This window comes from Beduini massiliensis (genome assembly GCF_000829905.1).
GTDB classification, from domain to species: Bacteria; Bacillota_I; Bacilli_A; order Erysipelotrichales; family Coprobacillaceae; genus Beduini; species Beduini massiliensis.
In genome coordinates this window covers 721062-733189 of record NZ_CDPP01000006.1, presented here as the reverse complement: position 1 = coordinate 733189, position 12128 = coordinate 721062, and the positions used below count along the sequence as shown (strand labels likewise).

The 12128-nt window shown below is 33.0% G+C and carries 13 protein-coding genes; 7 read left to right on the top strand and 6 right to left on the bottom strand.

Translation table 11 applies throughout. From position 1 onward, the window contains the following. Positions 1 to 6: 6 nt before the first annotated feature. Positions 7 to 2367 (top strand): ribonucleoside-diphosphate reductase subunit alpha, encoded by a 2361-nt coding sequence (locus tag BN1225_RS13555; RefSeq protein WP_082029375.1) that lies wholly within the window; start codon positions 7 to 9, stop codon positions 2365 to 2367. Between the two features lie 10 nt (positions 2368 to 2377). Continuing rightward, positions 2378 to 3418, top strand: a complete 1041-nt coding sequence (locus tag BN1225_RS13550; RefSeq protein WP_041140308.1) for a ribonucleotide-diphosphate reductase subunit beta — start codon at positions 2378 to 2380, stop codon at positions 3416 to 3418. A gap of 110 nt (positions 3419 to 3528) precedes the next feature. On the opposite strand, the gene BN1225_RS13545 is transcribed toward BN1225_RS13550, so the two are convergent. Then, positions 3529 to 3771, bottom strand: coding sequence for a hypothetical protein (locus tag BN1225_RS13545; RefSeq protein WP_041140307.1), 243 nt, complete (start codon positions 3769 to 3771; stop codon positions 3529 to 3531). Between the two features lie 15 nt (positions 3772 to 3786). Further along, positions 3787 to 5121: a tRNA uridine-5-carboxymethylaminomethyl(34) synthesis GTPase MnmE gene (gene mnmE, locus BN1225_RS13540; RefSeq protein ID WP_041140306.1), complete on the bottom strand. Its 1335-nt coding sequence runs from the start codon at positions 5119 to 5121 to the stop codon at positions 3787 to 3789. A 198-nt stretch (positions 5122 to 5319) separates the two neighbouring features. Here mnmE and BN1225_RS13535 point away from each other — a divergent pair, with 198 nt between their 5' ends. The 4 genes from BN1225_RS13535 (at position 5320) to BN1225_RS13520 (ending at position 8132) form a co-directional block, all read left to right on the top strand. Beyond that, on the top strand, positions 5320 to 6162 hold the full coding sequence (locus tag BN1225_RS13535; RefSeq protein WP_041140305.1) for a metallophosphoesterase family protein: 843 nt from the start codon (positions 5320 to 5322) through the stop codon (positions 6160 to 6162). Positions 6163 to 6221: 59 nt separating this feature from the next. Beyond that, complete coding sequence (locus tag BN1225_RS13530) at positions 6222 to 6680, top strand: hypothetical protein (protein WP_041140304.1); 459 nt, start codon at positions 6222 to 6224, stop codon at positions 6678 to 6680. A gap of 16 nt (positions 6681 to 6696) precedes the next feature. Then, entirely contained in the window at positions 6697 to 7155 is a 459-nt protein-coding gene (locus BN1225_RS13525) for a hypothetical protein (protein WP_041140303.1), read from the top strand. 83 nt (positions 7156 to 7238) lie between these two features. Beyond that, entirely contained in the window at positions 7239 to 8132 is an 894-nt protein-coding gene (locus BN1225_RS13520; protein ID WP_041140302.1) for a DUF7916 family protein, read from the top strand. A 40-nt stretch (positions 8133 to 8172) separates the two neighbouring features. Here BN1225_RS13520 and BN1225_RS13515 read toward each other — a convergent pair whose 3' ends face one another. The 4 genes from BN1225_RS13515 to rpmH are packed head-to-tail and all read right to left on the bottom strand — an operon-like array spanning position 8173 to position 10198. Next, positions 8173 to 8793, bottom strand: a complete 621-nt coding sequence (locus BN1225_RS13515) for a Jag family protein (protein ID WP_052466718.1) — start codon at positions 8791 to 8793, stop codon at positions 8173 to 8175. Between the two features lie 9 nt (positions 8794 to 8802). Beyond that, positions 8803 to 9684, bottom strand: coding sequence for a YidC/Oxa1 family membrane protein insertase (locus tag BN1225_RS13510; RefSeq protein WP_041140301.1), 882 nt, complete (start codon positions 9682 to 9684; stop codon positions 8803 to 8805). Between the two features lie 8 nt (positions 9685 to 9692). Then, the gene (gene rnpA, locus BN1225_RS13505; RefSeq protein WP_041140300.1) at positions 9693 to 10025 is read right to left on the bottom strand and encodes a ribonuclease P protein component; all 333 of its coding nucleotides are present in this window, start codon (positions 10023 to 10025) and stop codon (positions 9693 to 9695) included. A 38-nt stretch (positions 10026 to 10063) separates the two neighbouring features. Beyond that, on the bottom strand, positions 10064 to 10198 hold the full coding sequence (gene rpmH, locus BN1225_RS13500) for a 50S ribosomal protein L34 (RefSeq protein WP_041140299.1): 135 nt from the start codon (positions 10196 to 10198) through the stop codon (positions 10064 to 10066). A 472-nt stretch (positions 10199 to 10670) separates the two neighbouring features. On the opposite strand from rpmH, the gene dnaA reads away from it, so the two are divergent. Further along, positions 10671 to 12002 (top strand): chromosomal replication initiator protein DnaA, encoded by a 1332-nt coding sequence (gene dnaA, locus BN1225_RS13495; RefSeq protein WP_041140298.1) that lies wholly within the window; start codon positions 10671 to 10673, stop codon positions 12000 to 12002. Positions 12003 to 12128 lie beyond the last annotated feature (126 nt).

Genomic DNA, 12128 nt, shown 5'->3' with positions numbered 1-12128 from the left:
GACATTATGAATATGATTACATTATTAGAAAATTACTTACAAAAAACAATCGAGCCTAGCTTATTTAAACATTGTCAGAATACATTCAGTTTAGATCAATTGGACGTTTATTTGACACAGCAGCAAGAAATTATGCATCAGTTTGAAAGCTATTCTTTATCTGAATCATGTTTATCTGTCATTAAAGAAATAACCTTACGCTATAATGAAGATATTTATTCTATTCAATATTTATATGATAAATTTGAAAGTTTTGTCAGCAAGACAGCCGATCCAAACCAAATCTTAGATATGCTGATAAAATCCGCTGTGGAATTAATCGGTCAAGAAGCCCCTAAATGGGAATTTATTGCTTCAAATCTCTTGGCTTTAAAATTGGATCAGCAAATCAAAGAGAACACAAGACAGTATCAGATTCAAGATCTCTACAGCAAGATTCAAAAACTTACGCAGCTTGGCTTATATGGAGAATATTTATTAGCACATTATACTCAAGAAGAGATAAAGCTCTTAGAAGGGTATTTAAAACCGGAAAGAACGCATTTATTGACCTACAGCGGTTTAGAACTCCTGATCAAACGTTATCTCATAGCCGACCATCAGCATCGAGTATTGGAGAATGTTCAAGAGATGTTTATGATCATTGCCATGCATATCGGAATGAACGAAAAAGATCGCTTGCCTTTTATAAAGGATTTTTATGATTTGTTAAGTCAATTAAAAATAACGATGGCGACACCTACCTTAGCCAATGCCAGAAAACCATTGCATCAGTTGTCTTCATGCTTTATAGATACAGTACCGGATTCCTTGACCGGGATTTATAAAAGCATCGATAACTTTGCTCAAATATCGAAATATGGCGGCGGTATGGGCATGTATTTTGGTAAAGTCAGAGCGATTGGGTCTGACATTCGCGGTTTTTCCGGTTGTGCCGGAGGTGTGATCCGTTGGCTGAAACTCGTCAATGATACAGCAGTAGCCGTTGATCAATTAGGAGTCAGACAAGGGGCGGCAGCGGTCTATTTAGATGCTTGGCATAAAGATCTGCCCGAGTTTTTACAAATACGTACGAATAATGGAGATGACCGTTTAAAAGCACATGATATTTTTCCTGCGGTATGTTACCCTGATTTATTTTGGAAAATGGCAAAAGAAGACTTAAATCAAACATGGTATCTCATGTGCCCACATGAAATACTAATGGAGAAAGGATATGCTTTAGAAGACTACTATGGTTCAGAATGGGAAAAGCGCTATTTTGATTGTATCCATGATCCCAAGCTTTCAAAACGAGAAATTTTATTGAAAGATCTTGTTCGTCTCATTTTAAAATCAGCAGTAGAAACAGGAACCCCCTTTACTTTTAATCGGGACATTGTAAATCATTTTAATCCCAACGGACATCAAGGCATAATTTACTGCTCAAATCTTTGTACCGAAATTGCACAGAATATGTCTGAAACACAATATTATGAAAAAGAAACGCTGATTGTTAATGGAGAAGAGATTATTGTTGAAAAGAGTAAACCGGGAGATTTTGTCGTATGTAACCTTGCTTCACTATCTTTAGGTCATTTGAATATTCAAGATGATCATGAACTGCAAAAGACCATTCATACTACAATTCGTGCTTTAGATAATGTGATTGATTTGAATTTCTATCCAATTCCCAATGCTTCGATTACTAATCAAAAATATCGTGCAATTGGTTTAGGAGTTAGTGGCTATCATCATCTTTTAGCGAAACAAAAGATTGCGTTTGAATCCGAAGCACATTTAACTTTCAGTGATCAGTTATTTGAAAAAATCAATTATTATACAATCGAAGCCAGTTTCCTCTTAGCGAAAGAGAAGGGTGCTTATTCTTTATTTAAAGGGTCAGACTGGGATAATGGCAACTACTTTTTAAAACGTCATTATACAACAGAAAAATGGAAACTGCTACAAAAGCAAATACATCAATACGGTTTAAGAAATGGCTACTTGTTGGCAATTGCACCAACCAGTTCCACTTCCATCATTTCCGGAACCACCGCAGCAGTCGATCCGGTGATGAAACGTTTTTTCTTAGAAGAAAAAAAAGGCAGTATGATTGCTCGTGTTGCACCTGATCTAACGATGGAAAACTTCTGGTATTATAAGGCTGCCCATTTAATTGATCAAGAATGGGTCATTCGTTCAGCCGGGATTCGTCAGCGTCATATCGATCAGTCACAATCCGTTAACTTATATATCACTAACGAGTTTACTCTTAGAAAATTATTAAATCTTTATATTTCCGCTTTTGAAAACGGAGTGAAAACAATTTATTATGTTCGCAGTCAATCCCTTGAAGTGGAAGAATGCGATTCATGCAGTGCATAGGAGGAAGAATATGTTATTGAAAAAGAAAAAATTATTTAATGAGTGGGGAGACATCGAAGTTGAAAAAAGACGTTTAGTTAATGGGAATACAACCAATTTAAATGACTTTAATCATCTTAAATATCCGTTTGTTTCCTCTTGGTATCGTCAGGCAATGAATAACTTTTGGATTCCCGAAGAAATCAACTTAAATCAGGATATCAAAGATTATCGTCTATTAAGTAAAGAAGAAAGAACAGCTTATAATAAAATTCTTTCTTTCTTGATTTTTCTGGATAGTATTCAAACAGCAAACTTACCTTCTATCGGAGAGTATATCACCGCTAATGAAATAAATTTATGTTTAACCATTCATGCTTTTCAAGAAGCCGTCCATTCCCAAAGCTACAGTTATATGCTGGATAGTATTTGTCTTCCGGAAGAACGACAGGAGATTTTATATCAATGGAAAAATGATGAACATTTATTAAATCGTAATCGCTTTATCGGAGATTTATATAATGAATTTCAAGAGAAAAAAGATACTTATCAGCTAGTTAAAACAATGATTGCCAATTATATTTTAGAAGGTATTTATTTTTATTCCGGTTTTATGTTTTTTTATAACTTAGCCCGTAATGGAAAAATGCCCGGTTCGGTTCAAGAAATACGTTATATTAATCGTGATGAAAATACACATTTATGGTTATTCCATCAATTGATTTTAGAAATGAAAAACGAAGAACCGGAACTATTCACGAAAGCACATATTCAAGAATACAGAGCAATGATTCAACAAGGGGTAGAAGAGGAAATTGCTTGGGGTAATTATGTGATCGGCGATCGTATTCCCGGTCTTACTCACCACATGATTGCCGATTATATCCAATATCTAGGTAATTTAAGAAGCAATGCTTTGGGTTTTGGAATTTTATATGAAGAAAACAAAGAAGAACCGGAATCTGCAAAATGGGTAAATCAGTATAGCAATGCCAATCTTATAAAAACAGATTTCTTTGAAGCAAAATCAAGTGCTTATGCAAAATCAAGTGCTTTAGTCGATGATTTATAAATGAACAGTTTATTTTATAAGCTGTTTTTTTATACAGAAATAACAGAATTTCCTTGAAACCCTAGTTATATTGAAAGAAAAAAGTTGTGATAAAACATCACAACTTCATATTATTTCTTATCCTTGCGATTAAGCATATAAGCACACATTCCCTTTAATACAAAATACTCGACTAAACAAGACAGACAAACCACTAATCCAATAGAGGAAATAAAACTTAATGTTGAATCTCCTGTATTTAATGCGATGATGATGAAACTTACAACAAAAGCAACTAAACCGATTTTTAAATTTATTTTTGACCATTTTTGATAACGTTCAGCAATGGTTTTGTTGATTTCTTTATTATTCATTCTATTCCTTCTTCCTTATTTCCCAATACAGAAACGACTAAACAGTTCATCTAACATATCTTCTTTTGCTTCTTCTCCTAAAATATCTTTTAAATCCTTCCAAGCATCATAAAGATCCAACACAATAAGATCTGTAGGGATTCCCATCTTCATAGCTTCAATTGCTTTTTCAACACTTTGTTTAGCACTTTCCAATAAAGTGATATGACGGATATTTGAGATATAAATATCTTCTTGTGAAGAGAGTTTTCCCAGTTGGAAGACTTTTTTTATTTCTTCTTCCAAAGCTTCGATTTCTAAATTTTTAGCGCTGATTTGGATGCCCTCTATATCAATATGGACCCCTTGATCTTTCTTATTCACAACAAGAATTCGATTCATCGATTGTGTCAGGTTAAGTAATTGTTGATCTTCTTTTTCCAATGGCCGTGATCCGTCCAATACGAGTAAGACAAGATCTGCTTTTGAAAGCATTGCCTTAGATTTTTCTACACCTATTTTCTCAACGATATCTTCTGTATCACGAATTCCGGCAGTATCGATCATATTCAAAACAATACCCCCAAGATTGATACTTCCTTCTACAATGTCGCGTGTCGTTCCGGCAATATCGGTAACAATTGCTTTTTCTTCCTCTAACAAGGCATTTAATAAACTGGACTTTCCAACATTTGGTTTACCGATGATCACCGTAGCAATCCCTTCACGAATCAATTTACCGCTGCGGGCATTCTCTAATATTTTATTAATTTTATTCATGAACTCCGCACTTAATGGCAAAAGGGATTCAGCAGTCAATTCTTCTATTGAATCATATTCCGGATAATCAATATTGACTTCAATCTGAGTAATAATCTGAATCAAATCTTCTTTTAGATCCTTGATTAATAAAGAAATTTTTCCCTGAATGCCATTCAACGCTAATTGACTGGCATTCTTTGTTTTTGCACTAATCAAATCGGCAATCGATTCCGCCTGAGCAAGATCAATCCGTCCATTCAAATAAGCACGTTCACTAAATTCTCCCGGATTCGCCAAACGAGCACCATATTTAACACATGTTTCCAAGACACGATTTGTGATAAAAATCCCGCCATGACAGTTAATTTCCACCATATTTTCTCCGGTAAACGTTCTTTCACCATGATATACATTTACCAGCACCTCATCGATAATTTCTTCATTGTCACGGATATATCCATAATGAATTGTATGGCTTTTAACTTTAGTCAGATCTTTTTTAAATATTCTTTTCATTACATCAAAGACATGGGGACCACTTAATCGAATAATCGAAATAGCGGCTTCATTTCTACCCGTCGCAATGGCGGCAATTGTATCTTCTAACATGTTTGTATCACTCCTTGCTTTAGATTATAACCGAAACATCCTTTTTTACAAAGTATTTTAACCTTTTATATAATTCTACATATAAATAATATTAATAATTTATTGAATATTATTAATATGATGTTATACTAAAGATAGAAAGAGATTATAAAGTTTTTAATTCTCAACTATTGTATAATATGAATAGGAGGAATGAGAATGAAACATTATAAAATCGCAATATTAAGTGATATCCATGCCAATATTACAGCACTTAAAGCCTGTATAGAAGATATCCAATCCCAATCTATTGATTTATTGGTTTTTTTAGGAGACAACGTCACCGATTATCCTTTACCGGAAGTTACATTGGATTATATTTATGAATTAAAGAAGAACTATTCTGCTGTTTTTGTAAAGGGAAATCGTGAAGACTATTTATTGAATCCAAAAGCCCATTGGAAACCCTCAACAAAGAATGGTTCACTCTATCATTCATGTATACATTTAAGACCTATTGACATTGAATTTATGAAAGCCATGCCTTTGTGTCAAAGAATCGAATTAGAGGGAGCTGATTCCATTTTAGTTGCTCATGGTTCACCGGAAGATTGTTATCAGGGGTTATTTAAAGATGATCCTCAACTTTCTAAATGGTTTGAAAGATTTGAAGAAAAGCTTTTAGTCGTTGGTCATACACATGCTCCATTTATTTTAAAACAGGATGACCGAATGATTATTAATCCCGGATCTGTCGGAATGAGTGTGATTGGCGATAATCGTGCTCAATATCTGCTTTTAGAGTGGAATGATCATGAATGGATTCCTATTCAAAAATACATTGCGTATGACTATACATTGGAGCAGCAAAGGATTATTGACAGTAAATTTTATGAAGATTCTTTCTATTGGGCAGCAGCTTGCTTTAAAACTTTAGAAACGGGGAGTAATGAAGTAATGGCTTTATTATTAAAAGCAGGTGAAATTGCCGAACACGATCGTCCAACAGAGGAAGATTTTGCCAAAGCGGCACAATTGTTGGATATTTCCCCTTTACCCTAGCAAAATTAAAATACATTCATAAGATAGAGTATCCTTAATTAACAGAAAGGATGATCTCAATGGATAGACTACTGATCTTTTTTGGAAGTATGATGGCTGCGTATGTTCTTTATTATTTATGGCGATTCTACAAACAAAAACATCTAATAAAAACAGATAGTCGTTATCAATATTACAATACACCGGAAGATACTCTATTATTGGATTGTAAGGATTGTCGCTGCACTAAGCATTATTTAATAATCAAAACCGGAAAAAAAGCAGTACTTTGCTATGAAGATTTATTATGGGTATGTCCTTATCACCATAATTTCATCGCTTCTAAAGAAGCCGGACGAATGATAAAAGCTTTCAGTAAAAACGGAACAGAATATAAAGTGATGTATGGGGCAAATGAAGATTATCGGGATTTTGAAATTTTCCTTGAGATTATCAAAGAAAAAAATCCTGACTGTATTATAGGCAACAGCGAAGAAGATATCAGACAATATAAGCAAAAAGTAAAATATCATAAATGAGAAAGAAGAGATTACTATGATCTATTTATTTGCATTTTTTGGAATTATTTTATTGATGGTATTTATTAAATATTTGTATGTTCGTCATTATCAAAAAAATAAGTTAGCTCATGATGCTAAGTATCGCTTTGTCAACACTTCTTCTGATAAAGAAATTTATGATTGTCCGGATTGCCGTTGTACAGATCATTATATTTATACCAAAGCAGGGATCAAACGCATTATTGCCTATGATGATATTTTATGGGTCTATATTTTTAAACAGCAATTATTGACTTCACGTACTTTTGGATTAACCATGCTTGTTTATACGACAGATGGTAAGAATTACAAGATCATGAATTCATCAGGAACCGGTAAGAAAATTCTGCGTTCATTCAATACTGTATTAGATATTATCAAGGAAAAGAATCCTGACGTTCTAATAGGGGAATCTGAAGAAAATAAGCAAAAATATTATTCTCAATTAAATTAGTAAGATTACAGGTTGAAAATTCTTCGTTTAGAAACTACAATAATAGTTGTAATCAAAGATACTATTATAGGAGGACGAAGTAAATGAAAAGATTACTTAGCTGTCAAGCAAGTGAAATGCTGAACATGAACGGGAAAGAATTAAAACAAGCTATCATGGCAAGTGAAGGAAGAACGGTTATCACTGAAACAGTCGTAGCAACATCTCCATTATTAGGCGGTATTACAAATGCCGAAGTAGCTGCTGCTTTTGGATCAGATATGATCTTATTAAATGGATTTGATGCATTAAATCCCAAAATTGGGGGACTGCCTGAAACAGATGAACCGGTAAAATTATTAAAAGAGTTAACGGGACGTGTTGTGGGATGTAACTTGGAACCTGTTGATGTGAATGCAGACATGATGGAATCAAGAATTGAAATCTCAAAGGGGCGTCAAGCTGTCAAAGAAACATTTATTGCGGCTGAAAAATTAGGATGTAACTTTATCTGTTTAACTGGAAATCCAGGCACTGGTGTTACTAATAAAGCGATTGCTGAAGCTATTAAAGTAGCTAAAGAAAACTTTACGGGATTGATCATTGCCGGAAAAATGCATGCGGCTGGTGTTAATGAACCGGTTGTTGATTTAAAGAGCATTGAAGAATTTATTGAAGCCGGAGCCGATGTTATCTTAATGCCTGCAATTGATACAGTTCAAGGATTAAGTGAAAAAGAAGTAGCAGATGCATGCCGTTTAATCAAAGAAAAAGGAGCTCTTTCTTTAACTGCAATCGGTACCAGCCAAGAAGGTGCTGATGTAGATACAATCAGAGAAATCGCTCTTATCAATAAACGTGCCGGAGCGGATATCCAACATATCGGAGATGCCGGTTGGTCAGGTGTTGCTATTCCGGAAAATATTATGACATTATCGATTGCAATCAGAGGTAAACGTCATACGTATTTCAAAATGGCCCAATCTATTAAACGATAATAATGTAAAAAAAAAGCTTAGTTGGAATTTCCAGCTAAGCTTATTTTACTTTCTTGTTTTCATCATAGATGATCGTTAAGCAACGATCTCTTCCTTCGCCCACACTTTGAGTTCTGACATAGTTCATTTGAGAAATGACTTGATGCATCACTTTTCTTTCATCTGCCGGCAGGGGATCTAATTTCATATCAACATGTGATTTTTGAACACTTCTGGCAAAACGTTTTGCCATTTTTTCAACTTTCTCATATCGATCTGCTTTATAATGATTGATATCAACATCTACTTCATAACGTTTCTTGAAAGTATTTTGAACGGCATTTTTAACAATCACATTGATTGCTCTTAAAATAGCCCCCGCTTTACCAATAAATAAAGGATTGTGATCTGTATTTAGATTTGCTTTAATACGATCATTTTCAAAACTCATTTCGATCTCGATTAATGATAATTCCATATCAGTAAAGATCGTATTCAAATAGTTTCTAACAAATTCTTTCACTGTATTTAAACAGTAAGCTTTAATTTCTACTTTCTTTGAAAATAAACCTTTTTTTTCAAAAGTGACTTCATAAACAAGATCAGACTGCACGCAGTTTAAATCACTGCATGCACTGTTCATTGCTTCTTCTAAAGTTTTTCCGGTATATGTTTTAATCATGACGAACACCTACTTTTTATTTTTTTTGTCTAAATAAGTTCTTGGTGTATCATCTTCTATTTTAGTTGTGTGATTATAATGAATATATAATGCTCTTAAAATAGCGATTACTGATGTTGTAATCCAATAGATTGACATTGCTGAAGCCATCACTAATGACATGTACACGATCATGACAATCATGAAGATGTTCATATACTTCATTGATTTCATTGCTGCATTAGGACGATATCCTTTTTGTTTTCTCATTAAAATCTGATTGATTTCAACTGAGAAATATTGAGTAATCCCTAATATAACAACAAGCACGATGTATGGCCATTCAGAAATATGCGACATCGGTGTTTCACCAAGGTTAAATCCTAAGAAGTTGTAACTGTATAAAATTTCAATACGCTGTACTGCCTGCCACATTGCAATCATGATAGGGAACGATAAGAATGGCAGGAATGAAGCTCCCATACTAATATTGTTCTTTTTATATAAAGCCTGAAGTTCTGCCGACATTCTCATTTGACTTGCCTTATCGCTTCGTCCTTTATATTTTTTCTGAATTGCTTCTTGTTTAGGTTGGATCAACTGCATTTTTTGAGCAGATATTTGAGATTTAATCATTAACGGCAAAGTAATTAAGTTAATAATCACTGTCGCTAAGATAACCCCTAATGCAACCCCCATAAAAGGTTCTACAAACAAGATAAATTTAGCGATTGGAAATACAAATAAGAAATCGAAGATTCCTGCCTGTATAGTCCATGGCGTCTCTGTTGTGATAGCACGACCAGGAAGTAATTGATTATTAGCATCTAAGTTTTGCGTACATCCGGTCAGAACTACTAATATAAATACTAAAGATAAAACTTTAAGTATTTTTTTGTTTCTTGAGTTCATGTTTCCTCCTATCGATTCGATAATGTTTTCTTTTTTAATTTCATCAAATCTTGCTTATTTTCGTCAAATGTCTTGTATAAATATTGATTTCGAACAATTATCACGTAATCCATTGCATCATTCATATCAAAAATAGTATCTACCATACTTCTGACTTGACGTTTGATCTTGTTTCGAGTCACGGCATTTCCCAATTTTTTACTCACTGAAATACCAATCCGACTATGATCAAATTCGTTACTCTTAAAGTATACTACAAATTGTTTGGAAACAACACTATTCTTTTTTTTAATAATTGCTTGGAAATCTTCGTTGCGCTTAACTCGATATAATTTTTTCATTTTTTAGAAAAAAAACCACATAAATGTGGATTTTTTAATTAAGCTGATAATACTTTTCTTCCTCTTTGACGGCGACGAGCAAGCACTCTTTTACCACCAACAGTAGCCATTCTAGCTCTGAAACCGTGAGTTTTTTGATGTTTTCTTTTATTTGGTTGATATGTTCTTTTCATATATTACACCTCCGATTTTTAAAATATTCTTTTTATACACAATAACATATGCCCATTCATTTTATACGATATTGCTTCATAAGTCAATTAAATAATAAAAATTATCTTCTATTTTTCGCTACTTTTTACTTATTCACAAAGGCACAATTTTTCATAACATAGTTATTCACAACTGTGGAAAACTCAAAAAAATATTGTTAATTCAATACTTTTCATTGTGAATAACTCTATGAATAACTAAAATTCAGGGATAGTTTTCCACATTATTCACATTTGTTCACATGTGAATTAAAAGTTATTCACAGTTAAAATAATGCAAATTTGTGGAAAACTTATATTTTACCTATATAATCAATACTTTTTAATGTGAATAACTATGTGGAAAAGTAATGTGAACAGATTTCCTGCTTTATTTTTTATTCACATTTTATTATACTTATAAATGTAGAAATATAGAAAGGAAGGTGAAAAAATGGATTCTTTAGATAAAATTTGGGAACAAGTCCTAGAAAGCTTTAAAATTACCCTCAATGATGATAAAGCTTTTATCATTTTCCGTGATCTATCGCTTATTTCTTTACAAAACAATATTGCATTGATTACAACCAGTTCTGATCTTTATATTATGATGGCAAAAAACTATAAAACTGAGATTGAAGAGATATTAAATCGAATTGTAGAAGGGAATTACACGATTCAATTTATTAATGAACGCGAATTAATAAATAATGAACAAGAAGAAGAGAAAAAACCTGAAATTGTTTTTGAAGATCGTTTGATTGAAAACTTCACATTTGATTCTTTTGTTGTCGGAAGCTCAAATAAAATTGCCCACTCTGCCTGTGTCGCAGTCAGTGAATCTCCCGGAAAAAGTGTTTATAATCCTTTATTTATATACGGGAATTCCGGATTAGGAAAAACACATTTAATTAATTCTGTTGGAAATCAGGTCAAAAAATATCATCCGGAATATAAAATCTTATATTTATCTGCCGTTGATTTTGTTAATGAATATGTAGACAGCATTAAAACTGGCAATATTGATTATTTTCAAGAGAAATATCGGCTAATGGATCTTTTATTGATTGATGATATTCAATTTCTAGTTGGGAAAGAAAAATCAAACGAAATATTTTTCCATATCTTTAATAATATGACGAACAATAATAAACAGATCGTGATTACCAGCGACCGTTTGCCACAAGAATTAGATGGTTTGGAAAATCGTTTGATCAGCCGTTTCTCTTATGGAATGCGTGTTGGAATTGATACACCAGAATTTGAAACCGCACTGGCAATCTTAAAAAAGAAAATTGAGCTGCAAAGCTTTAATTCAAATATGATCGATGAAGAAGTATTAAGCTATATGGCCAGCAATTTTGCGAAAGATGTTCGTGAATTAGAAGGGACACTCAACCGCTTAATCTTTGAATCAATCTTAGAAAAAGTAGATCATATTGACATGAAATTTGCCTTGAAATCATTTAAAGATGATATTCAGGTTCATCAAGTAAAAGATCAGTTAACCACTGAAACCATTATTAAAACCGTCGCTAACTTTTATAACTTAACACCGACACAATTAATCTCTAAATCCAGAACCGCCAATATCGCTTTAGCAAGACATATGGCAATGTTTTTGATCCGTGATCTATTAGATGCCTCATTTGTATCAATCGGAGAAGCTTTTGGCGGACGTGATCATTCAACAGTCATGAAAGCCTGCGATAAAGTAGAAGAAAATAAAAAAACAGATCAAAATTATCAAATTGCGATCTCAGAACTTAAAAAAATATTAATTTAGTTTACACACCTTTATAAACATTTTATTCACACTAAAAATTTATCATTTAGGTCGATAAAATGATAATAATTTGAGTTATTCACATTATTCACAGTCCTTATTATTATTATTTAAAGACTTATATAT

What these genes read in the sequence shown, in the direction of transcription:
- dnaA (WP_041140298.1), top strand. Translation starts at nt 10,671, where the DNA reads ATGGATTCTTTAGATAAAATTTGGGAACAAGTCCTAGAAAGCTTTAAA.
- BN1225_RS13510 (WP_041140301.1), bottom strand. Translation starts at nt 9,684, where the DNA reads ATGAACTCAAGAAACAAAAAAATACTTAAAGTTTTATCTTTAGTATTT.
- BN1225_RS13550 (WP_041140308.1), top strand. Translation starts at nt 2,378, where the DNA reads ATGTTATTGAAAAAGAAAAAATTATTTAATGAGTGGGGAGACATCGAA.
- BN1225_RS13515 (WP_052466718.1), bottom strand. Translation starts at nt 8,793, where the DNA reads ATGATTAAAACATATACCGGAAAAACTTTAGAAGAAGCAATGAACAGT.
- BN1225_RS13530 (WP_041140304.1), top strand. Translation starts at nt 6,222, where the DNA reads ATGGATAGACTACTGATCTTTTTTGGAAGTATGATGGCTGCGTATGTT.
- rnpA (WP_041140300.1), bottom strand. Translation starts at nt 10,025, where the DNA reads ATGAAAAAATTATATCGAGTTAAGCGCAACGAAGATTTCCAAGCAATT.
- BN1225_RS13535 (WP_041140305.1), top strand. Translation starts at nt 5,320, where the DNA reads ATGAAACATTATAAAATCGCAATATTAAGTGATATCCATGCCAATATT.
- BN1225_RS13525 (WP_041140303.1), top strand. Translation starts at nt 6,697, where the DNA reads ATGATCTATTTATTTGCATTTTTTGGAATTATTTTATTGATGGTATTT.
- BN1225_RS13545 (WP_041140307.1), bottom strand. Translation starts at nt 3,771, where the DNA reads ATGAATAATAAAGAAATCAACAAAACCATTGCTGAACGTTATCAAAAA.
- mnmE (WP_041140306.1), bottom strand. Translation starts at nt 5,121, where the DNA reads ATGTTAGAAGATACAATTGCCGCCATTGCGACGGGTAGAAATGAAGCC.
- BN1225_RS13555 (WP_082029375.1), top strand. Translation starts at nt 7, where the DNA reads ATGAATATGATTACATTATTAGAAAATTACTTACAAAAAACAATCGAG.
- BN1225_RS13520 (WP_041140302.1), top strand. Translation starts at nt 7,239, where the DNA reads ATGAAAAGATTACTTAGCTGTCAAGCAAGTGAAATGCTGAACATGAAC.
- rpmH (WP_041140299.1), bottom strand. Translation starts at nt 10,198, where the DNA reads ATGAAAAGAACATATCAACCAAATAAAAGAAAACATCAAAAAACTCAC.